The 21,898-nt window shown below is 71.4% G+C and carries 17 protein-coding genes and 1 tRNA gene; 12 read left to right on the top strand and 6 right to left on the bottom strand.

What is annotated here, in order from left to right; translation table 11 throughout:
* Positions 1 to 112: 112 nt before the first annotated feature.
* Positions 113 to 196, bottom strand: a tRNA-Leu gene (locus TBIS_RS00265).
* A 152-nt stretch (positions 197 to 348) separates the two neighbouring features.
* Here TBIS_RS00265 and TBIS_RS00270 point away from each other — a divergent pair.
* From TBIS_RS00270 to pknB, 7 genes are read left to right on the top strand one after another with little or no spacing between them, the layout of a single operon-like run.
* Positions 349 to 1,086, top strand: a complete 738-nt coding sequence (locus TBIS_RS00270; RefSeq protein ID WP_013130319.1) for an FhaA domain-containing protein — start codon at positions 349 to 351, stop codon at positions 1,084 to 1,086.
* Between the two features lie 18 nt (positions 1,087 to 1,104).
* Positions 1,105 to 1,575 carry an FHA domain-containing protein FhaB/FipA gene (locus TBIS_RS00275; protein WP_013130320.1) on the top strand — a complete coding sequence of 157 codons (471 nt, stop codon included), beginning with the start codon at positions 1,105 to 1,107 and terminating at the stop codon, positions 1,573 to 1,575.
* Positions 1,572 to 2,852, top strand: coding sequence for a Stp1/IreP family PP2C-type Ser/Thr phosphatase (locus TBIS_RS00280; RefSeq protein WP_013130321.1), 1,281 nt, complete (start codon positions 1,572 to 1,574; stop codon positions 2,850 to 2,852). The genes TBIS_RS00275 and TBIS_RS00280 overlap by 4 nt, the downstream gene beginning before the upstream one ends.
* Positions 2,849 to 4,231, top strand: a complete 1,383-nt coding sequence (locus TBIS_RS00285; protein WP_013130322.1) for an FtsW/RodA/SpoVE family cell cycle protein — start codon at positions 2,849 to 2,851, stop codon at positions 4,229 to 4,231. The genes TBIS_RS00280 and TBIS_RS00285 overlap by 4 nt, the downstream gene beginning before the upstream one ends.
* Complete coding sequence (locus TBIS_RS00290) at positions 4,228 to 5,685, top strand: peptidoglycan D,D-transpeptidase FtsI family protein (protein ID WP_013130323.1); 1,458 nt, start codon at positions 4,228 to 4,230, stop codon at positions 5,683 to 5,685. The genes TBIS_RS00285 and TBIS_RS00290 overlap by 4 nt, the downstream gene beginning before the upstream one ends.
* Entirely contained in the window at positions 5,682 to 7,088 is a 1,407-nt protein-coding gene (locus tag TBIS_RS00295) for a serine/threonine-protein kinase (RefSeq protein ID WP_013130324.1), read from the top strand. The genes TBIS_RS00290 and TBIS_RS00295 overlap by 4 nt, the downstream gene beginning before the upstream one ends.
* 41 nt (positions 7,089 to 7,129) lie before the next feature.
* Positions 7,130 to 8,977, top strand: coding sequence for a Stk1 family PASTA domain-containing Ser/Thr kinase (gene pknB / locus TBIS_RS00300; protein WP_013130325.1), 1,848 nt, complete (start codon positions 7,130 to 7,132; stop codon positions 8,975 to 8,977).
* Between the two features lie 368 nt (positions 8,978 to 9,345).
* Here the strand turns inward: pknB and TBIS_RS00305 are convergent, their stop codons facing one another.
* On the bottom strand, positions 9,346 to 9,936 hold the full coding sequence (locus TBIS_RS00305; RefSeq protein WP_013130326.1) for an anthranilate synthase component II: 591 nt from the start codon (positions 9,934 to 9,936) through the stop codon (positions 9,346 to 9,348).
* A gap of 152 nt (positions 9,937 to 10,088) precedes the next feature.
* Between TBIS_RS00305 and TBIS_RS00310 the strand changes: the two genes are divergently transcribed.
* Positions 10,089 to 10,334: a cell division protein CrgA gene (locus TBIS_RS00310; RefSeq protein WP_013130327.1), complete on the top strand. Its 246-nt coding sequence runs from the start codon at positions 10,089 to 10,091 to the stop codon at positions 10,332 to 10,334.
* Positions 10,335 to 10,441: 107 nt separating this feature from the next.
* Here the strand turns inward: TBIS_RS00310 and TBIS_RS00315 are convergent, their stop codons facing one another.
* The 3 genes from TBIS_RS00315 to TBIS_RS17960 form a co-directional block, all read right to left on the bottom strand.
* The gene (locus tag TBIS_RS00315) at positions 10,442 to 11,302 is read right to left on the bottom strand and encodes a rhomboid family intramembrane serine protease (protein ID WP_013130328.1); all 861 of its coding nucleotides are present in this window, start codon (positions 11,300 to 11,302) and stop codon (positions 10,442 to 10,444) included.
* A gap of 65 nt (positions 11,303 to 11,367) precedes the next feature.
* The gene (locus TBIS_RS00320) at positions 11,368 to 11,898 is read right to left on the bottom strand and encodes a peptidylprolyl isomerase (protein WP_013130329.1); all 531 of its coding nucleotides are present in this window, start codon (positions 11,896 to 11,898) and stop codon (positions 11,368 to 11,370) included.
* Positions 11,899 to 12,271: 373 nt separating this feature from the next.
* Positions 12,272 to 14,140: a PP2C family protein-serine/threonine phosphatase gene (locus TBIS_RS17960; RefSeq protein ID WP_050760372.1), complete on the bottom strand. Its 1,869-nt coding sequence runs from the start codon at positions 14,138 to 14,140 to the stop codon at positions 12,272 to 12,274.
* A 494-nt stretch (positions 14,141 to 14,634) separates the two neighbouring features.
* On the opposite strand from TBIS_RS17960, the gene TBIS_RS19985 reads away from it, so the two are divergent.
* The 4 genes from TBIS_RS19985 (at position 14,635) to TBIS_RS00345 (ending at position 20,041) form a co-directional block, all read left to right on the top strand.
* Entirely contained in the window at positions 14,635 to 14,757 is a 123-nt protein-coding gene (locus tag TBIS_RS19985) for a hypothetical protein (protein WP_273372101.1), read from the top strand.
* 231 nt (positions 14,758 to 14,988) lie between these two features.
* A complete protein-coding gene (locus TBIS_RS00335) occupies positions 14,989 to 16,284 on the top strand; it encodes an MFS transporter (protein WP_013130331.1) in 1,296 nt (431 codons plus the stop codon).
* A 324-nt stretch (positions 16,285 to 16,608) separates the two neighbouring features.
* Entirely contained in the window at positions 16,609 to 17,868 is a 1,260-nt protein-coding gene (locus TBIS_RS00340) for an MFS transporter (protein ID WP_013130332.1), read from the top strand.
* 802 nt (positions 17,869 to 18,670) lie between these two features.
* Positions 18,671 to 20,041 carry a PAS domain-containing protein gene (locus TBIS_RS00345; RefSeq protein WP_013130333.1) on the top strand — a complete coding sequence of 457 codons (1,371 nt, stop codon included), beginning with the start codon at positions 18,671 to 18,673 and terminating at the stop codon, positions 20,039 to 20,041.
* Between the two features lie 225 nt (positions 20,042 to 20,266).
* Here TBIS_RS00345 and TBIS_RS00350 read toward each other — a convergent pair whose 3' ends face one another.
* Positions 20,267 to 21,688 carry an FAD/NAD(P)-binding protein gene (locus TBIS_RS00350; RefSeq protein ID WP_013130334.1) on the bottom strand — a complete coding sequence of 474 codons (1,422 nt, stop codon included), beginning with the start codon at positions 21,686 to 21,688 and terminating at the stop codon, positions 20,267 to 20,269.
* Between the last annotated feature and the right edge of the window lie 210 nt (positions 21,689 to 21,898).

The following is a 21,898-nucleotide window of genomic DNA, read 5'->3' on the forward strand; positions in this document are numbered from 1 at the left end:
GGGGCTGCGTGGGCCACGCAGGAGAACTCGCAGGAGAAGACGCGGTAGAGACGCGACGCCGGGAGACGACGCCGGAAACGAAAAACCCGCCGGATCGCTCCAGCGGGTGACCTGGTGGGCAAGGGGGGAGTTGAACCCCCACGTCCGAAGACACACGGACCTGAACCGTGCGCGTCTGCCATTCCGCCACTTGCCCGGGTGGAACTTCGCCGCTTGGCGGCTGCCAGCAAAGGTTAGCACGTATCTGCCCGTACTAGCGAACCCGGATACGATCCTTCTATTGGTGCGGACTTGCTCGGTGCCGTACTGAAGCGGTCGCGACCAACGAGGGAGGAAGGGAGGCATCCGGTGGGAGTCCTCCAGCGCTTCGAGCGCAGGCTCGAAGGCTTGGTTGAAGGGGCCTTTGCGCGGGCGTTCAAATCGGATCTCCAGCCGGTCGAGGTGGCCAGCGCCATCCAGCGGGAGATGGACGAGCGGGCCGCGATCGTCGCGCAGGGCCGCACGCTCGTGCCGAACGACTTCGTGGTCGAGCTGTCGATCACCGATGGTGAGCGCCTGCAGGTGTACGCGGACAGCCTCTGCCAGGAGCTCGCGAACCTCGCCCGGGAGTACGCCAAGGAGCAGGGCTACTCGTTCGTCGGGCCGGTCCGGGTGCGGTTCGAGACCGCCGACGACCTGGCGGTGGGCCTGTTCCGGATCCGGTCGGGGGTGATCCGCGGGGCCACCGTGGAGCAGGACGAGATCCGCCACCCGGTGACCGACATGCCGGTGCGCAAGGGGGTGTTCCGGGGCCGGCCGCGGCTGCTCGTCTCCACCCAGGACGACCCCACCGGCCAGCGCTCGTTCGAGCTCACCACCCCGGTCACCTTGCTCGGCCGCGGCACCGATTGCGATCTTCGGCTCGTGGACCCGGGTGTCTCGCGGCATCATGCTGAGTTAAGGATCGAGGGTGACAAGGTCGTGCTCGTCGATCTGGGCTCGACGAACGGCACCTTCGTCAACGGCCAGCCGGTCCGCAGGATCGAGATGCAGGATGGAACGAGGGTGACCCTGGGCCGGACCACCCTGGTCTTCCGGCGCGACTAAGAGGTAGACGAGCGGTCCATGTCCGAGCTAACGCTGCTGCTCATCCGGATCGCCTTCCTGGCGCTGCTATGGCTCTTCGTGATAGCGGCGGTGGGCGTGATCCGGACCGACCTGTTCGGCCCGCGTACGGCTCCCGCGCCCGGACGCAGCCCGGCCCGACAGGGAATGGCCCTGCCGAAGCTCAAGCCCAAGCGGGGTCAACCTCGTCAGCTCGTCGTGACCGCAGGTCCCCTCCAGGGCACGGTAATCGACCTCACCGACTCCCCCATCACCATCGGGAGGGCGAGCGACGCCACGCTCGTCCTCAACGACGACTACGCTTCCAGTCGGCATGCCCGGCTCTTCCCGCAGGATGGCCAGTGGATCGTGGAAGATCTCGGCTCGACCAACGGCACATACCTCGAACGCTCTAAAGTGACCCGCCCGACCCCGGTGCCTGTCGGAGTTCCGATCCGCATCGGCAAAACCGTCCTTGAATTGCGCAAATGACCATCGCACTCCGCTACGCCGCTCGCTCTGACGTCGGCCTCCTCCGTGAGGGGAACGAGGACTCGGCGTATGCCAGCGGTCGCCTGCTCGCCGTCGCCGACGGTATGGGCGGGCACGCCCACGGCGAGGTGGCGAGCTCGGTCGCCATCGCAGCCCTGTCCTCCCTCGACAGGGACACGTCCGGCAGTGACCTGGTCAGCGACATCGAGGCGGCCTTCCGGGACGCCAACCATCAGCTCCAGGAGCTGGTCAACCGGGACCCGAGCCTGAAGGGCATGGGCACCACGCTCACCGCGATGCTGTGGAACGGGTTGCGGTTCGCCCTCGCCCATGTCGGCGACTCCCGCGCCTATCTGCTGCGCAACGGTGAGCTCTACCAGATCACGCACGACCACACGCTCGTGCAGTCGCTGGTGGACGACGGGCGCATCACCCAGGAGGAGGCCGCCAACCACCCGCAGCGATCGATCCTGCTCCGCGCCCTGGACGGGACCGCGGAGGTCGACCCGGACCTGCAGGACCGGGAGGCCCAGGTCGGCGACCGGTACCTGCTCTGCTCGGACGGCCTCTCCACGGTGGTCAGCCCGGAGACCCTCCACCACACGCTCACCACGATCGAGGACCCGGAGGAGGTGGTCCGGCAGCTCATCGACCTGGCGAACCGGGGCGGTGGGCCGGACAACATCACCTGCGTGGTCGCCGATGTGATCGAGATAGACGATCCCGAACCGCCGCAGACCAAGGCGGCGATCGTCGGCGCGGCCGGCTCGGGCCGGCTGGAGGCCCTCTCCCGCGATCTCGGGCTGGGGAACGGGCTGGGGAACCGGAGCGCGGTCACCGCCCCCCAGCCGGTGATCACGGATGAGGACCTCGACGACGCGCCGGCCGGCCGGGCGGGGCGGCGGGCGCGCGGGCGCCGCACCTGGCTACGGGTGCTCGGCGGGATCACCGTCACCGCGGCCGCGCTGGGCGCCGGCGGCTACGGCGCCCAGCAGTGGATCAACAGTCAGTACTATGTCGGTGCGCAAGGCGACCGGCTCGTGGTCTACCAGGGCATCGACGCCGAGCTCGGCCCGCTGTCGTTCAAGAAGGTGGCCTACACCGAGAACGTGCGCCTCTCCTCCCTCCCCGCCGTACAGCAGAGCCAGATCCGCAGCGGGATCCAGGTCGAGGACCTGCAGGACGGCATCGAGACGCTCAAACGGTTCGCCGCCTCGGCGCAGCCGTCGACGGAGACCATCGACACGCTCTCGAGCCCGTCGGGGTCGGGTCAGTGAGCGCCATCCCATCGCCGCAGGTGCCGACGACCGCCAAGCGGCGGGTCGTCCAGCTCGGCATGCTCACCTTCGCCATGCTGGTGGTGATGGCGGCCTACGCCGGCGTCGGGCTCGGCATCAACGGCCAGGTCCCCTCCGGCATGCTGGGCTACGGCCTCGGCCTCGGCGGCCTGGTCTTCGCGGCCTACCTGGTCCTCGCCAGGTTCGCCCCGTGGGCCGACCCGCTGCTGCTCCCCCTGGTCACCCTGATCAACGGCATCGGCCTGGTGATGATCTACCGGATCGAGCAGGCCGGTCAGCCGGGGGCGAACGCCACCACCCAGCTCATGTGGACCGCGCTGGGCGTGGTGATGTTCGCGGTGACCCTGATCGTGCTGCGGGACCACCGCATCCTGCAGCGCTTCACCTACACCGCCGGGTTCGCCGGCCTGGTGCTGCTCGCCATCCCGGCCATCCTCCCCAGCAGCCTCAGCGAGGTGCAGGGTGCCAAGATCTGGATCCGGATCGGCGGGTTCTCCATCCAGCCCGGCGAGTTCGCCAAGCTCGCCTTAGTCGTCTTCTTCGCGGGCTACCTCGTCGCGAAGAAGGACGTGCTCTCCCTGGCCGGCCGCAGGCTGCTCTTCATCGACCTGCCCCGCGGCCGCGACATGGGGCCCATCCTCATCACCTGGCTGCTCAGCCTCGGCGTGCTCGTCCTGGAGAAGGACCTCGGCACCTCGCTGCTGCTGTTCGGCGCGTTCATCGCGATGCTCTACATCGCGACCCAGCGCACCTCGTGGGTGCTGATCGGGCTGCTGCTCTTCGTCGGCGGCGCCTACCTCGCCGGGCAGATCTTCAGCCACGTGGAGGCCCGGTTCGAAGGCTGGCTGCACGCCGACGACAACGAGATCTACAACCGCACGTTCGGCGGCAGCTACCAGCTCATGCAGGGCCTGTTCGGCATCGGGTCGGGCGGCATCCTCGGCACCGGGCTCGGCCGGGGCCACCCCGAGCTGATCCCGCTGTCGTTCTCGGACTTCATCTTCCCCGCGGTGGGCGAGGAGCTCGGCATCACCGGCCTGATGGCCCTGCTCATGGTGTACATGCTCATCGTCGAGCGGGGCCTGCGCACCGCGCTCGGGGCCCGGGACCCGTTCTCCAAGCTGCTCGCCGGCGGCCTCTCGTTCATCCTCGCCTGGCAGGTGTTCATCATCGTCGGGGGCGTGACCCGGCTCATCCCGCTCACCGGCCTGGTGACACCGTTCATGTCGGCGGGAGGATCCGCACTGCTCGCCAACTGGATGCTCATCGCCATGCTGGTGCGGATGTCGGACGCGGCGCGCAGGCCGCCGCCACAGGCGATCCAGAACGAGGGTGAGACACAGGTGATGCGGCGATGAACAGCACGGTCAAGCGGACCGCCGTCGCCTGCCTGTTCATGTTCCTCCTGCTCATGGGGAACGTGACCTACATCGGCGCGGTGCAGGCGGAAGGGCTGAAGAACGACCCGCGCAACGCGCGCGCCTTCTTCGCCCGGTACAACATCGACCGGGGCTGGATCACCGCCAACAACGGCAAGGTCACCCTCGCCCGGACCAAGGACACCGGCGACGCCACCTTCCGGTTCAAGCGCGAGTACCCGGGCGGGAAGGCGTTCTCGCACGTCGTCGGATACTTCGCCCCGGAGAGCGCGACCGGCATCGAGGCGGCGGCCGGCCGGTACCTCGACGGCACCCACCCTGACCTGGTCGTCCGCCGCGCGATCGACCTGGTCAGCGGCAAGCCGGCCAAGGGCGCCAACGTCGACCTCACCCTCGACGTCCAGGCGCAGCGGGTCGCGTACCGGCTGCTCAACGGCACGGGCAAGCGCGGCGCGGTGGTGGCGCTCGACCCCAAGACCGGGGCGGTGCTCGCCATGGTCTCGTCGCCGTCGTACGACGCCAACCCGCTCGCCCAGCCGAACAAGGCGAAGGTCAACGCGGCCTGGCAGAAGCTCAACAAGGACGACAACAAGCCGCTGATCAACCGGGCGATCGAGCAGACCTACCCGCCGGGTTCGACGTTCAAGGTCGTCACCTCGGCCATGTTCCTCAGCGAGGACACCTCCCGGGACGAGAACACGGTCGTCGACGCCCCGGACGCGCTGCCGCTCCCCGGGGTGGTGCAACCGCTGCGCAACTACCGCGGCGAGTCGTGCGGTGGCCAGGCCACGATGCTGCGGGCGCTCGCCATCTCGTGCAACACGCCCTTCGCCAAGATCGGCATGGACCTCGGCTACGACCGGCTGAAGGAGCAGGCGGAGCGGTTCGGCGTGGGCAAGCCGCTGGAGATCCCGCTCTACGTGCAGCCGAGCGACATCGGCCCGCAGGAGGACAAGGCCGCCCTCGCCCAGACCTCGATCGGGCAGCGGAGCAACCGGATGACCCCGCTGCAGATGGCCATGGTGGCCGCCGGGATCGCGAACAACGGCACGGTCATGAAGCCGTACCTGATCAACAAGATCGTCGCCCCGGACGGCACCGAGCTCGAGGTCACCGAGCCGGAGGAGCTCACCGAGGCGGTGAGCCCGGAGGTCGCGGCCGAGCTGACCAGGATGATGGTCGGCGTGGTGCAGCAGGGCACCGGCCGGGCCGCGCAGGTGCCCGGGATCACGGTGGCGGGCAAGACCGGAACCGCGGAGACCGGTCCGGGCCAGCCCTCGCACGCCTGGTTCATCTGCTTCGCCCCGGCCGAGGATCCCAAGGTCGCGGTAGCCGTCATCGTGGAGTCCGGTAGCGCGGGCAGCGACGCCACCGGTGGCGCGGTGGCGGCCCCGATCGCCCGCGAGGTCATACAGGCGGTGCTGGGACGGTGAACCCCGACACGGTTCTCGGCGGCCGATACCGGCTGATCTCCCGCATCGCGGCCGGCGGGATGGGGGAGGTCTGGCGGGCGCTGGACGAGTCGCTGGGCCGTGAGGTGGCGGTGAAGGTGATGCACAGCCACGTCGCCGCCGACCCGTCGTTCCGCACCCGGTTCCGCACCGAGGCCCGGATCACCGCGGCGCTCACCGACCCGGGGATCGCCCAGGTCTACGACTACGGGGAGTCGGACAGCGTCGCCTACCTGGTCATGGAGCTGGTGCACGGCGAGCCGCTCGCCGCGATCCTCTCCCGGAACGGCGCCCTCGACCCCCAGGTCACGCTCGACATCATCGAGCAGGCCGCCAAGGGCCTGTACGCGGCGCACCGCAACGGGGTCATCCACCGGGACATCAAGCCCGGCAACCTGCTCGTCACCGAGGACGGCCAGGTCAAGATCACCGATTTCGGGATCGCCCGGGCCCTGGAGGCCGCCCGGCTGACCCGGACCGGGACCGTGCTCGGCACCGCGCAGTACGTGAGCCCGGAGCAGGCGTCCGGCAGCGAGCTCACCCCGGCGAGCGACATCTACTCGCTCGGCGTCGTCGCGTACGAGTGCCTCGCCGGCCGCCCGCCGTTCACCGCGGACACCCCGGTCGCGCTGGTCCTCAAGCACATCAACACCCCGCCGCCGCCCCTGCCCGAAACGGTGCCGCAGGCGGTGCGGGATCTCGTCTCCGCCATGCTCGCCAAGGATCCGGCGGCCCGCCCGGCCGACGGCGCCGAGCTCGCCCGCCGGGTGCGCGCGCTGCGCGCCACGCTCACCGGGGAGCCGGCCCGCCGGCTGGGCGCGCTCACCGATCCCAGCGGCTTCCCCGTCGCCCGGACCGCGGGGTTACCCCCGCAGGAGCCGCGGGACCTGCCCACGACGAAACCCGAGCTTCCCGAGACCGCCGCCGCCGGCCCCGGCCCGGGGAGCGGGCGCAGGACCGGCCGCAGGCCGGTGATCATCGGGGGCGTGGTGGCGGGCTGTGCCCTCGCCGCGGTCATCGGGGTGCTCGCCCCCCGGTTCACCGAGTCCGCCGTCGAGCCGCCCCGGGAGCGGCCGGCCTCGCCGACCCCGGAGGTCTCCCCCACCCCGGTGCAACCGTCCAGGTCACCGGCGGTCCGGCCGACCCAGAGGGTGGTTCAGGTGCCGTCGGCGACACCTTTTCCTACGCCGTCGGCTACGGTTATCACGTCGGCGCCGGCGACCTGGACGCCTACCCCGTCCGCGTCACCGACCCCTAGTCTTAGTCAAACGCCACCCTCGACTCCGACTCACCAACCCACGGACACCGCGGCTCCGACGGCCTCCCCGACCGAGACGAGCCCTCCGGACGACGAGGGGACCGACGAGAAGGGGGTCGATGATTGACACCGGCGGCACCAGATGAACGGCAAGGGACAGTGCAGAACATGATTCAGCCACGACTTCTCGGCGGACGCTATCAGCTCGAAAGCGTCGTGGGGCGTGGCGGCATGGCGGAGGTGTATCGCGCCCGGGACATCCGGCTCGACCGGATCGTCGCGATCAAGACGCTCCGCTCCGACCTCGCCAGGGACCACACTTTCCAGGCGCGGTTCCGGAGGGAGGCACAGTCCGCCGCTTCACTGAACCACCCTTCGATCATCGCCGTCTACGACACCGGCGAGGACGTGGTGGACGGCACGCCGGTGCCGTACATCGTCATGGAGTACGTGGAGGGCCGGACGCTCCGTGACGTGCTCCGCACCGAGCGCAAGGTGCTGCCGGAACGGGCGCTGGAGCTGACCGACGGCATCCTCCGGGCGCTGGACTACAGCCACCGCGGCGGCATCGTGCACCGGGACATCAAGCCGGCGAACGTCATGCTCACCAACAGCGGTGAGGTCAAGGTCATGGACTTCGGCATCGCCCGGGCGATGGCCGACTCCGCCGCCACCATGACCCAGACCGCCCAGGTGATCGGAACCGCCCAGTACCTGTCCCCCGAGCAGGCCCGCGGTGAGCGCGTCGACGCGCGCAGCGACATCTACTCCACCGGTTGCGTGCTCTACGAGCTGCTGACCGGCCAGCCGCCGTTCACGGGTGACTCGCCCGTCGCCATCGCCTACCAGCACGTCCGAGAGGACCCGATCCCGCCGTCGCACATCGACCCGGAGATCCCCAAGTGGGCCGACGCCATCGTGCTCAAGGCGATGGCCAAGGACCCGTTCCAGCGTTACCAGAGCGCCGCCGAGATGCGGGCCGACATCCAGCGGGTGCTCTCCGGCCTGCCGGTCGACCCGCAGACGATGGCCCTTGCCACCAGCTACCAGCAGTACGGCGGGGCGGCCGACCGCACCCGGACGATGACCGCGACCGACGTCCCGTCGGTGCAGGCGACCCAGGCCATCCCCGACTACGAGTACGGCCCGCCGGAGCGGAACGGCCGGTACGACCGGCGGCGCGGCGGCGGGAACACCGCGCTGAAGACCGCGCTGTGGATCGTGATCCCGCTCCTGATCATCGGTGCGTTCATCGGCATCGGCTACGCGTTCCTCAGCCCCGGGTCGTCGGGCACGACCAAGGTCAAGGTGCCCCAGCTGGTGAACCAGACCAAGGAGGCCGCGGAGAAGGCGCTCACCGACCTGGGGCTCAAGGTCGCCTACGGCCCGGCCGAGTACCACGACGAGGTGCCGAAGAACTCGGTGATCCGCACCGAGCCCGCGGCCGACACCGAGGTCTCGCTGGGGGACACGGTCACGGTCATCCTCTCCAAGGGCCGGGAGCTGGTCTCGATCCCGACCGACATCATCGGCAAGACGCCGGAGGAGGCGAAGGCCGAGCTGGAGGCCCTGGGCCTCAACGTGAGCATCGTGATGAAGACCGCGCCCGGCAAGCCGCAGGGCAAGGTGTACGACACCAACCCGAAGCCCGGCCAGCGGGTGGCGAAGGACACGCTGGTCCGGCTGTACGTGCCGCGGGAGCTCGCCCAGGTGCCGAGCGTGGTCGGCATCCCCGAGGACGAGGCGCGCGCCACGCTGGAGGGGGCCGGCTTCAAGGTGAAGGTGGTCACCCGCAACAGCGACGTCCCCGTGGGGAACGTCATCGACCAGAGCCCGGCGCCCGGCACCAAGCTGCAGCCCGGCACCACGGTGACGCTGATCGTGTCGAGCGGCCCGGCGGTGCAGCAGAACCCCGATGACGGTCTGCCCACGGAGCCGCCGATGGACGACCTGCCCACGGACGACGGCGAGGACGACGGCGCCGGCATCGACCTGAACGGCGACCCGTTCGGGTGATCCGGGCCCGGCGGACGGGCCACGGCGGTGACCCCTCCGGTCGCCGCCGGAGCGCCGTCCGCCGCTCGCCGAGCGCTCGCGGCCGCCCTGGTGCGGCCGCGTTTTCATTTCATCGGCCGGCGCCTCCCGGGGCGCGGGGGTGCGGCGGCCGGCGCACGCGGGCGGGCGACGCAAGGGGACGAGACGGATCGCCGGCGGACGCGCCGCCGGGAGAACCGCGTACGGCGGCGCCGGTAGAACCGCGTCTGGCGGATGCGCCTCGCGGACCCGGGCGCGCGAGGCGGCGGGACGGCGGTATGCGCCCGGACATGGGTGAGGGCTTCCGCCACTCGGGGGCAATGGCGGAAGCCCTCACCCGGTACGTCGTTTCAAAGGGGGCGAGTGTTACACATCTCGAGCCAATTTTTCAGAAGCCGATGACCGTGCTCGGAAGCGATCGATTCAGGGTGGAACTGGACGCCCTCGATCGGCGCGGTGCGGTGCCGTACCCCCATAATCACGCCGTCCGGGGTGACCGCGCTCACCTCCAGCTCCGGGGGGACCGTCCCGGGCACGACCGCGAGCGAGTGGTACCGGGTCATGGTCACCGGGGACGGGAGCGAGCGGAACACCCCGCGGCCGTCGTGGAGGATCGGGCTGGTCCGGCCGTGCATGAGCTCGGGCGCCCGGGCCACGGTCGCGCCGTACGCCACCGCGATCGCCTGGTGGCCCAGGCACACGCCGAGCAGCGGAAGCCGGTGCTCCGCGGCGTGCCGGACCAGGGGCACGCTGATCCCGGCCGCCTCCGGGCTGCCCGGCCCCGGGGAGATGAGCACGCCGTCGAAGCCCGCGGTGTCGGTGAGGCCCACCCGGTCGCGCGGCCGTACGTCACAGTGGGCGCCGAGCCGACGGAGGTACTGGACGATCGTGTGGACGAAGCTGTCGTGGTTGTCCACCACGAGCACACGGGTCGCGGTCATACGCCTTCCGGTGGCGGGAGGAGTGCCGGACTCCCCACTATAGGAAGGGAACGCGGGACGCCGTCCCCACCGCGTACCGTCCCTGCCCCGCACCACGCCGGACAGCGGTTACGCTACTGACCGAAGACCGCAGGCCTATCAGGAGAGATCCCGTGCCCAAGTCGAAGGTTCGCAAGAAGGCCGTCTACACGCCGCCGAAGCGGGCGCAGGCGGTGAAGACGAGCCCGCGCTGGCTCGCCCCCCTCATGGTCACCTGCTGGATCGTCGGCATCCTCTGGATCGCGGTCTACTACATCGCGCCGCAGACGCCGGGCATCGAGACGCTGGGCAACTGGAACCTGCTGGTCGGTTTCGGCCTCATCATCCTGGGCGTGATCCTCTCCACGAGGTGGCGCTGAGCCGCCCAAGATGGCGGTTTCCAGAGGCCGGCTTTCCACAGCGATTATCCACAGGCTGTGAATGATCGACAGCCTGGCGTGTCACTCAAGCGGCGGTAAGCGCACGGTCACCGGAAGAGCGCCAGCGGGTACGGCGGGAGCAGCGTGACGGCGCAGATCAGCGCCGCCAGCACCGCCACCGCAACCGCGGACTGGACGAGGGTGCGGTGCCGCTCGGGCGCGTAGACGAGGCCGGCGGCCACGACGGTGCCGGTCACCAGCCCGCCGAGGTGGCCCTGCCAGCTGATGCCCGGGACCACGAACGTGATCAGCACGTTGATCCCGATCAGCCAGAGCACGCCGCGCACGTCGGTGCCGAGCCGCCGGGCGACCACGAACAGCGCGCCGAACAGGCCGTAGATCGCCCCCGAGGCGCCGAGCGCCGCCACGCCGAAGAGGTAGATCGCGACCGACCCGCCGAGGGCGGAGAGCAGGTAGAGCGCGGCGAACCGCGCCGAGCCGAGCAGGCGCTCCAGATCCGGGCCGATCACGTAGAGCGCCCACATGTTGAAGAGGATGTGCCAGAAGGACGGCGGCGGGGCGTGCAGGAACGCGCTGGTGATCAGCCGCCACCACTCGCCCTGGTACACCCCGATGGACCACATCCCGTAGGCGCTGATCACCCGCTCGGGGTCGAGCACCTCGGCCACGTACGCGAGCAGGTTGATCGCGAGCAGGGTCCAGCTCACGCGCGCCGTGGTGACCGGGGCACCGCCGAACACCGTGCGGGCCCGCCGTACCGTGCGGTTGCCCTCCTGGACGCAGTCGAGGCACTGGTAGCCGACGGCCGCCTCGCGCATGCAGTCCGGGCAGATGCTCCGGTCGCAGCGCTGGCAGCGGACGTAGGTCTCGCGATCCGGGTGGCGGTAGCAGGTCGGTACCGCCGCCCCGGGGGGATGCGGTGGGCTCGGCGGTGGCTGGGAGGTCATGGAGTCCTTCCAAGACGGGTCGCTGACGCCAGCCTATAAGCCGATGGCGCCCGGCAGGCGTTCCCTCAGGATCGCTCGATGGTGACCTCTTCGATCACCGCGTCCTGGAGCGGGCGGTCCCGGTGGTCCGTGGGGGTCCGCGCGATCGAGTCGACCACCTCGGTGCCCTCGATCACCTCGCCGAAGATCGTGTGGTTCCGGTCGAGGTGCGGCTGCGGTGCCACGGTGATGAAGAACTGCGAGCCGTTGGTGCCGCGGCCGCGCCACTTCCCGGCGTTCGCCATGGCGACCAGGTACGGCCGGTCGAACCGGTTCTTGTCGTGGATCTCGTCGTCGAACATGTACCCGGGGCCGCCGGTCCCCTGCCCGATCGGGTCCCCGCCCTGGATCATGAACCCGTCGATGACCCGGTGGAAGATCGTCCCGTTGTAGAGCGGGGTGGTCATCCGCTCCCCGGTCGCCGGGTGCCGCCACTCCCGGGTGCCCTCGGCGAGCTCGACGAAATTGCGCACCGTGTTGGGCGCCTTGTCCGGGAAGAGCTTGATGCGGATCGTGCCGTGATTGGTACGCAGATTGGCGATCAGAGTCTCGGCCACGGACGGCGCCCCCTTTGGGTGACTGGCGTTAGTTATCCGTCTCACAGGGTATCGAGCGGTCGCAACCGGAGCCGCGACCATCCAGAGGAGATGGGGGCCGGGCAGGCCCCGTCCGCAAGGGAGGCGATTTCGTCGATGCGCACGTCAATGGGGCGGGGAGGACGCCGGGAGAGCATGCTGAACCCCCAGGACCTGATGGGCCGCGTGCGGAGCGCGGCCAAGAAGGCCGGCGTCCGGATGACGCCGGTGGCCGGTACGGCACGCGATGTCGCGGCACAGCGGATCGAGGACGCGCGGCTGTGGGCGGCGCCCAAGCTCGACCAGGCGGCCCACTCGGTGGAGGAGCAGATCGCCCCGGTGGTGAGCGCGTTCCTCACCGAGCTCGCCAGGCGGCTGGAGAGCACGGCACCGAAGAAGACCCGCCGCTGGCCGCTCGCCGCCCTGTGCACCGGCGCCGCGATCGGCGCCATAGGCGTGGCCATGTACCGCGGCAACGCCAAGCGCTGGGCGGAGTCCGTACGGGACACCGTCCGGGGCGTGGAGCAGCCGACCACCGACTGGTCGCAGGAGCGGACCGGCTCGATGCAGCAGGGCGCGGAGCAGACGCGGAGGCCGTGAGCCGGAGCGCGGTGCCGCGCGGTGGCCTCGGGCCGGGGATCGGGGCCCGGGCCGGCATGACCCGGGCGACGAGCATGCACGTGTCGTCCCGGGGGTTGCTCGGCTCCAGGACGCCCATCACCGCGGCGAGCCGGTCGGCGGGCCGGGCGCGCACCGCGTCGGCGATTGCCGTGCAGAGCACGTCCAGTCCTTCGGCGAGGTCGCGGCCCGGGCGTTCGATGAGCCCGTCGGTGAACATCACCACCAGGTCGTCCGGCTCGAGCCGTACCCGGTCGCAGCAGTAGGTGACCTGCTGGGACACGCCGAGCATCATCCCGGTGTGGAACAGCGGCCTCACCGTGTCCCCGCGGACCAGCAGGATCGGCGGGTGACCGGCGTGGGCCCAGGTGAACGTCCGGTCCGTGCTCCGGTAGTGGGCGACCACGGCCGTGGCGATCACATCGGGCCGCATGCGCTGCAGCAGCCGGTTGAGCACCACGAGGATCTCGCCCGGGTCGTGCTGCGCGAACGCGAGCCCGGTGATGGCGTGGCGGAGCTTGGCCATCGCGGAGGCGGCGGGCAGGCCGTGCCCGGCGACGTCGCCGACGGCGAGCAGCACCTCTTCGTCGCTCACGTGGATCGCCTGGTACCAGTCGCCGCCGAGCGGCTCCATCTGCGCGGGCAGGTAGCGGACCGCCACCTCCAGATCGGCCTCGGGGAACGGCTCGTTCTGGACGGGCATGATGATGTGCTGCAGCTCGGCGGTGAGCTGTGACTCCTCTTCGAGCCGCTGCCGTACGTCGGCGAGCTGGTCGGCGGTGCGCTGCCAGTGGGTGATGTCCTGCAGCACGCCGTGGACCTCGATCGGCCGGCCCCGGATGTCCCGCCGCGCCTCGATGCACGCCCGGATGAGCCGCAGCCCGTCGGGGACGCGGATGCGGACCTCGAACTCGCACGGCCCGTCGGTCTCGGTGAGCATGGCGATCGCCTGGTCGAAGATCACCAGGTCGTCGGGGTGGACGATGGCGCGGTACTCCTGCAGGTCGAGCGGCCCGTCGTCCGGGTCCCGGCCGTGGATGGCGTAGAGCTGGGGCGACCAGATGATCTCGCCGCTGTACAGCCCCCAGTGGACCCAGCCGAGGTTCCCCAGGCGCTCGGTGTGCCGCAGCCGCATGGCCAGCCGCTCTTCTTCGTCGAGGCGGGTCCACGAGATCAGCAGGCCGTCGCCGATGCGGGCCACCCGGATCGCGTAGTTGGCGTGGCGGACCACGCCGTCCTCGCTCTCGCTGTGCTCGTAGCGGGCGATCTCCTCGGCCTTCCCGCTCTCCATGACCCGGAGCATGCACTCCCAGACCTCGGTGTCGCCGATCTCCGGGTTGTCCTGGCGCATGAGCCGGCCGGGCTGCGCCAGCCCGATCAGCCTGGCGGTGTTCATGGCCGTGGGGCTGGCCGCCCGCAGCTCGAAGTCGACGATCTCCCCGGACTCGTTCCGGATCGGTGTGGCCCAGACGGCGCGGTCGGCGATGGCGTCCAGGAACTCCTGGGCCAGGGTGCCGGCGCTCGTCTCCGCTGAGCGCCCGGGGAAGCCGAAGGTGGGGGCCCATGCCCCTTGGGCCGGGCGCCTGGGAACGCGATCACCTGACATGAAAGGTCCTACCTCTCCCAAGCGCCATCCGAAAGCACCGCCCACTGTTCGCTCCCATCCGCCGGTGGTGACGTGCTGGGTCACCCGATGAGACCTCATGGGAGAAATGCACCTTCTTTCCGCCGGGAGTCCTATGTCTGCCTCTGGGGCCAGCTTCGTACGGCGAAGCCCGCGGCAAAACCGCGGGACGTACAACCGCAGGTAGATAAACCGCCAGATTCCCCACACCGCCTCGCAGGCTCGGCGGAGCAGGTGCCCCGCCGATCGAACGGGTCTGGTTCGCCCCGGCGGGTCCGCGCCGCCCCGGCGGGTCCGCGCCGTCACGGCGTCCAGTGGACCCGCGCTCCGGACGGCCGCTCCGCGGACCGCCCGTCCCGAGGCCGGAACCCCGCCCGCCGCCCGCGGCTCCAGCCTGCGGAAACGGCGGGCACCCCGCGTTTGGGCCGCCGAAAAATCCGGTGAGTTTGTCGGTCGCGCTTGTTACGGTGCGATCCGTGTCGCCACGCGTGCCGTACCCCGACGAGGAGAAGCGCCGCACCGGCGTGAACCGCCGCCGCGGCCCGGTGCCCCGCGGGCACGTGCTCCTCGCCGGGCCCCTGGACCGTCCGCCCGGTTGACCCCTCCCACCGCGGCCGTACGGCCCGCGGCCGGCGCGGGCGCGCCCGGATCCGACCGGCCCGCCGCGCGGACGGCCGCGCCGTGCGGATGACGCGGTGTGCGCCGCATGGATGACCGGGGCGACTCGCGCCGGTGTGCACTAAACCCGACCACGCAACCTGTTGACCGTTCGACCACGCGGGCGATCGACCACGATGAGCAGACGTCTTCTCTCTTGCCTTCGCCGGCGCATGCGGGCACGGAACCGGCGGACGTCCGGCCTCGGCCAGGACCTCGGCATCCTCCGGGACCGGCGCTTCACCCTCATGCTCGCCGCCCGGATGTTCTCCGCGCTCGGCCTCGCGTTCGCGCCGGTGGCCCTGGCGTTCGGCGTGCTCGAGCTGCCGGGCGCGACCGCGGCGACACTGTCCCTCGTCCTCGCCGCCGAGTCGACGCCGATGGTGCTCTTCATGCTCGTCGGCGGGGTGATCGCGGACCGCATGCCCCGCGACCGGGTGATGATGGCCGGCGAGACGTTCAACGCGATCGGGTACTTCTCCCTCGGCGCGATGCTGCTCACCGGGTGGGCCCCGGTCCCCGCCCTGGCGGCGGCTGCCGCGTTCAGCGGGATCGCCAGCGCCATCGTGGTCCCCGCCATGACCGGGATCGTGCCCGACGTCGTCCCCGCCGCCCGGCTGCAGACCGCCAACGCGCTGCTGGGGCTGGTCACCAACGTCTCCCGGATCGCCGGGCTGGTGCTGAGCGGGGCCGCCGTGGCCCTGCTCGGCGGTGGCTGGGCGCTCGTCGCGAGCGGGGCCATGTTCGCCGCCGCGGCCGTGCTGATCGCGCTGCTCCGCCTCACGCCCGCCGAACGCGCGGAGAACGGCTCCGGCTCGATCATCGCTGACCTGCGCCTGGGGTGGCGCGAGTTCGCCTCCCGGCAGTGGCTGTGGGTCGTGGTCGCGCAGTTCTCCATCGTCGTGATGGCGGTGAACGCCGCCCACGGCGTCCTCGGCCCGCTCATCGCCAAGGAGCACCTGGGCGGTGCCCCTGCCTGGTCGGTGTTCCTCACCGGCGAGGCGGTCGGCATGCTCACCGGGGTGCTCATCGCCATGCGGATCCGGCCCCAGCGGCCCGTCCTGATCACCGCGCTGCTCGCCATCCCCAGCGCCCTGCCGTACCTGCTGCTCGGCGGCGGCGCCCCGCTGTGGGCCGTGGTCGCCGGGGCGTTCGTGCTGGGGGTCTCCTTCGACGTCCTCGGCGTGCTGTGGAACACCACCATGCAGCGGGAGATCCCGCCCGAGGCCCTGTCGCGGGTGAGCTCCTACGACGCGCTGGGCTCGCTGATGTTCGGCCCGATCGGGCTGCTCGTGGCCGGACCGGCCGCGCTCATGATCGGCCCACGGCCGGCGCTCATCGGGTGCGCCGTGATCATCGTCGCGGTCTCCCTCGTCGCGGTGCTCTTCCCGGGGGTGCGCGGGCTGCGCGCCCCGGCGCCCGCCCCGGCCGCGGCGGCCGATGGGAGCGTCACCGCACCGGCCCAGTGACCTGCCACCGCGGCGGTCCCCGGATGAAGGACGGCTTAGGCCCAGCCGCCTGCCGTCGGGGTGGTCCCTTGATGAAGGAGGCTCGGCCGGGCCGGTCCAGCGGCCTGCCGCAGGAGCGGTCTCCCGGTCGAGGAGGGCTCAAGCGGGGCGGTCCCCTTATGAAGGGAGGGCTCGGCCGGGCCGGCCGGCGGCCTGCGGCCGGGCGATGCCGTAAGGAGGAGGGACCGGGAGGAGGTCCCCGCCCTCGGGGCCTCCGGGCAAACCGGGCGGAACGCGTCGGGTCATCCCATGGGTAGAGTTGCTGCCCGGTACCGGGGAGGTGACATGGCGGGGGTACAGGAGCGGCTGCGACGGGTCGCGCTCGACACCCGCCCGCTGAGCTTCGCGCCCTACCGGCGGCTCCTCGTCGGCCAGGGCGTCTCCTTCATCGGCTTCCAGCTCACCGCGGTCGCGGTGAGCGGCCAGGTGTACGCGATCAGCGGCTCGTCGCTGTGGGTCGGCATGCTCGGCCCGGTGAGCCTCGTCCCGCTGGTCGTGTTCGGCCTCTGGGGCGGCGCGTTCGCCGACGCGATCGAGCGGCGCCGGCTCCTCCTCATCGGGTCGGTGATCTCCTGGTCCGCGACGGTCGCGCTGCTCCTCCACGCCTGGTCCGGGCTGAACAGCGTGCCCGTGGTGCTCGCCGCGGTGGCCGTCCAGTCGATCGGCTTCGCGATCACCTCGGCGACGCGCGGCGCGATCATCCCCCGGCTCCTGCCCACCGAGCGGGTGGCCGCGGCCAACACGCTCAACTTCATGGTGAGCAACTTCGGCACGGTGGTCGGCCCGCTCCTCGCCGGCGCCGTGCTCCACTTCGGCGGGTTCGCCCTCGCCTACCTGCTCGACGCGATCCTCTTCGGCGCCGGTTTCTACGCCGCGGTACGGCTCCCGCGCATCGAACCCCTCGGGGAGATCTCCCGGCCCGGGCTGCGCTCGGTGCTCGACGGGCTCCGGTACATCGCCACCCAGCCGATCGTGCTGATGTCCTTCGTGGTGGACATCATCGCCATGGCGCTCGCCATGCCGCGGGCGCTCTTCCCGGAGATGACCGCGGAGCGGTTCGGCGGCTCCTCCGTGGCCTTCGGCTGGCTCTCCGCCTCGATCGCCATCGGTTCGGTCACGGCCGCGCTGTTCTCCGGCTGGGTCGGCCGGGTCCGCCGCCAGGGGGTCGCGCTCACCCTCGTGATCGCGCTCTGGGGCCTGGCGGTGGCCGCCGCGGCGTTCGCCCGGCCGCTGTGGCTGGTGGTCACCCTGCTCGCCATCGCCGGCGCCGCCGACCTCGCCTCGGCGGTCTGGCGGCAGACCATCCTCCAGACGTACGCGCCCGACGAGCTGCGCGGCCGCATGCAGGGGGTGTTCATGGTCGTGGTGGCCGGCGGCCCGCGGCTCGGCGACCTGCGGGCCGGCGCGATGGCGAGCGCGTACGGGCTGGTGACCGCCTGGGCGCTCGGCGGGCTGCTCTGCACGGTGCTCGTCCTCATCGTCGGGTTCGCGGTCTCCTCGTTCCGGCGGTACGACGCGTTCGCGCGGCGGCAAGAGACCGGGTGAGCGTGGCGGGAGAACGGCCGGCCGTGGTGCAGGGGCGGGGTGAGCCCTCGTAGATCCGGGCCCTCCATCGGGCCGCCCGGGCGGCCGCGCCCTGGGGTGGGGCGACCCGCCGAGCCGGTCGAGCCGCCCGGCCAGGGCGGCCGCGTCACCCGCCACGGCGACGTCCGGCACCGCGGGATGGGAGCGCGCGGCCGGCGTGACCCGCGAATCGCATCACTCTGGTGAGAATGCGGTGAATTCCCGTGAACGGATAGCGCGGTGAACCGGGAGGCGGCAATAATTCCTTCACCAGCCGGTCGCCATCACGGAACCGGGAACTCGCGTTTATGAAAAAAATTCGGAATCTCGGAATCAGTCGATGTGCGTGGAGATCGCTATAGGGATAAAATAGACATTTCACCCCAGAGGTTCGCGGTTCGCCCGGCCCGGGCGGGGTCCCAGGGAGGGCGAGGCACGTATCACCACCGCATCAGCGGCCCGTCATTCATCATGTGGTGAATATCACAAGCAGATCTGCCGGTCGTGCCAAGCGGTCTATTCGGTAGCGCTCCGGTTCGGATCATGCACCCAACGCATACGATGTCGTTCACCTGCTGTGTCGCAGGTCACAGGGCGTGACCGCCTGATGTGGCGCATCCCACAATCCGGCTTTCCGGATGTATCATGCGTCACACGGGTCGCCGTACGGCATGTGCGCGGTGCACTTTATGCTTCCCCCATCCTTATGAGAGCGGATAGCGCACCCATCTTCGGAGAAGGGCCGTAAGCGCCCGGCAGCGCCTCTGAGACCGGGAGGTGGGCGATGAGCCTCCAAAGAGTGGCCGTCCCCAATGGTGTAGAGCAAAAAGTCGGAGCCGATGAGCTCTTCTTCTCGACCACGGACCGGCAGGGCCGTATTCGCAGCGGGAATTCGGTCTTCGCCCGGATCTCGCAATTCTCGATCGAGGAGCTCGTCGGGTCCCCGCACAACATCGTGCGCCATCCGGAAATGCCGGCCGGTGTTTTCCGGCTGATCTGGGACCGGCTGTACGCCGACCGGCCGGTGGGCACCTATGTGAAGAACCTCGCCAGGGACGGGAGCAGCTACTGGGTCTTCGCCACCGTCACCCCCCTGGGGACGGACGGCTACCTCTCGGTCCGCATGGCGCCGCGCACCCCGCTCTTCACCACCGTGCAGCGGATCTACGAGTACGTGCTCGAGGCCGAGCGGGAGGCGGCCGAGCGCGACGGGCTGAACCGGCGCGAGGTCGCCCGGCTCGGTAAGGAGCGGCTCGAGGAGATGCTGCGCCGGCTCGGGTTCCACTCCCACGATGAGTTCCTCGCCGAGGCGCTCTCCGGTGAGGTCGCCGCCCGCGGCCGCATGGCGTCGGGCACCTACGCCCGGCCCTGGGCCGAAGGGGCCATCGCCGAGGTGCTGAGCAGCTCGGGTGCGCTGGAGGAGATCCTCGCCTCCCTGGTGCAGCGGCTCGACAGCTACCGGACGCTCAGCGAGCGGCTCGAGCGGGCGTCCACCAACGTGCTCGACATCGCCCGCCGCCTCGAGCGCACAGTCGACACCGCCCAGGCCGCGTCGGCCCGCGTGGCCGACACCGCACCGGTGCTCCACAACGTCGCCCGGGTGATGGCCACGCCGGCGCGCACGGCCGTGGCCGAGCTGGAGCAGCTCGGGCCGCGGCTGCGGGAGCTGCGCGGCTACCTCACCGAGCTGCGGTTCCGCATCGCGCTGGCCAGCCTGCACAACGACATGGTCGCCGCCTTCGCCGCCGAGGTGGCCGACGGCGCCGCGCCGGCCAGCTCGCTCAGCGAGGTGCCCCACCTCTGCGACACCATGCACGACAGCGTCCTGGAGATGTCGGCCAAGATGCAGGAGGTCAACCGGACGCTGCACGACGTCGTCGCCGAGGTCAACCTGGCGAGCGAGCGGCTGCAGGACTTCTACCGGTTCCTCGGGCAGTGGCGGATTCTCGTGGTCCGGCGCGGGGCGGAGCGCACGCTCGCCGACCTGGTGCAGCCGATCGACGAGGAGTTCGCCGCGAGCTGGAGCGGCATGGACATGCTGCGCGACCTGGTCCGCGAGTTCCAGGCCGCGATCGCGCGCTTCGACGTGGACGCGGTGGAGGCGCAGCTCACCCGGATCCGGTCGGCGGCCGCCGCGTCGCGCGCGCTGGTCTGATCCCAGCCGGGTGGCCGGACGGCTGCCGGTGCCTTCGGTGGGCCGCCGAGGGCCGGTGCACGGCGTGGCGGCGTGCGCCTAGGCCGGGCCGGCCGCGGAGCGACCGGCGGTGGAGCGGGCCAGAGGCGCTCGGCGTCATGGGCGGGCCCGGGGCCCCGCCGGGCAGCGGCGGGAGGCGGGGCTGAGCCCGCTGATCAGAAGGGGAACCTCGTCGCTCGCGGCGCATCAGCGGGGAAGGCCGCCCGGCTGCAGCCGGGGCGAGCTCGCCGCGGCCACCGTCTCGAGCAGGCGGGGGGCCAGCGCCGCGGCCTGCGCCCGGATCTCCGGGATCGCCGTGGTCTCGTACCGGAGGCCGCGCAGGGGCGGGCCGAGGGTGAAGATCCGGTCGCTGGGCCGCCCCGTGGCGTCGAGCACCGCGCCGTCCTCATCGGCGTCCACGCCCAGGTGGAGCCGGTCGGGGCGGGCCAGGCCGGCGGCGAACAGCCGGCGGTAGAGCGGGTTCCCGGAGAGCGGGCTGGACGGGCCGCTGGCGTTGACGATCCGGTCCACGACGAGGTCGCGGGTGCGGCCGTTCGCGCCCGTCACCCGGGCGGTCAGCAGCTCACCCTCGGCGGTGACGCCGGTGAGCGTGCCCCGCAGCACGTGGAGCCGGCCGCTGCTCCGGAGCTCGGCGATCCGCGCTGCGGCGGCCGGGGGCAGCCGATGGCGGTGCACCTCCCAGTAGCGCGCCACCGAGCGGAGGAACCGCCGCTGGTCGTCGTGGCCGAGCCGGGCCCACAGCCGGGGGATGTGCGGGCGCAGGCCGTCCACCACCGCCTGCCACTCGCCGCCGTTGTCACGGACCGCGCGGCGTACGGCGCGCACCAGCTCGGCGAGCCGGAGCGGGCCGTCGGGCAGGTCCGTCGGGACCGGCGCCGGCGGGGGACATCGATGCGGCCGGGGCAGCAGGCCGTGCCGGGAGATCGCGTGGACGACCGCGTCGGAGCGGGCCCGGGTGGCGGTGAGCGCGACGTCGATCATGGTCAGCCCGGTGCCGATCACGAGCACCGCGCGGCCGCCGCGGATCCGGCCGAGCGCCCCAGGCTCCCACGGGTCGGCGATGTAGCGGTGCCCCGCCGCCGCGGCCACCGGCCAGTCCGCGGTGGGCAGGTTGCCGGTGGCGAGCACCACGGCGTCGGCGTCGACCCCGGTGCCGTCGGAGAGCGCCACCCGCACCGGCCCGCGCGGTCCCGGCACGTGCAGCTCGGACGCCGTGCCGGTCACCCGGGCCAGCCGCCCGTACGGCCACGCCTCGGCGACCGCGGTGTCGAGGACATGGCACAGGTAGCGGCCGTACACCTGGCGGGGCAGGAAGTCGGAGCCGGCGACCTCCAGCCCGATGGTCCGGGCCCAGCGGAGCAGGTGGCCCGGGTCGTCCGGGAAGGCGCTCATCTTGTCCGCGCACGCGTTGAGCAGGTGCAGGGGGTCATCGGTGGCGTAGGCCTGACCGACCCCGTGCCTGCCGTACCGGTCGATCACCACGACCCGCATCGGGACGCCGTGGGATCGGCTGAGGCGGAGCAGGTGCACCGCCGTCAACGTACCGCTCGCCCCGCCCCCGACGATCGCGATCACGGGGACGTCCGTTTCGCCGCGTAGCTTGGCCACGACTCCACGCTAATCCATAATTCCTACCGTTCATATAGGTAAAGCTGAGAAATCTCCGCGGGCCGGCCGGGTCCATCGCCATGGGGCTCGCCGGCGCCATCCGGCCGGCGTGGCCCGGGGGTGGTGCCCGGCCCGGGCGTGGGCACGGTCGGGGACGCCGCCGTCACCCCGCAGGGCCTCGGCCGGCGCGAGCTGACGGCCGGGACGAGC

Source organism: Thermobispora bispora DSM 43833 (assembly GCF_000092645.1).
In the GTDB taxonomy this organism is placed as follows: domain Bacteria; phylum Actinomycetota; class Actinomycetes; order Streptosporangiales; family Streptosporangiaceae; genus Thermobispora; species Thermobispora bispora.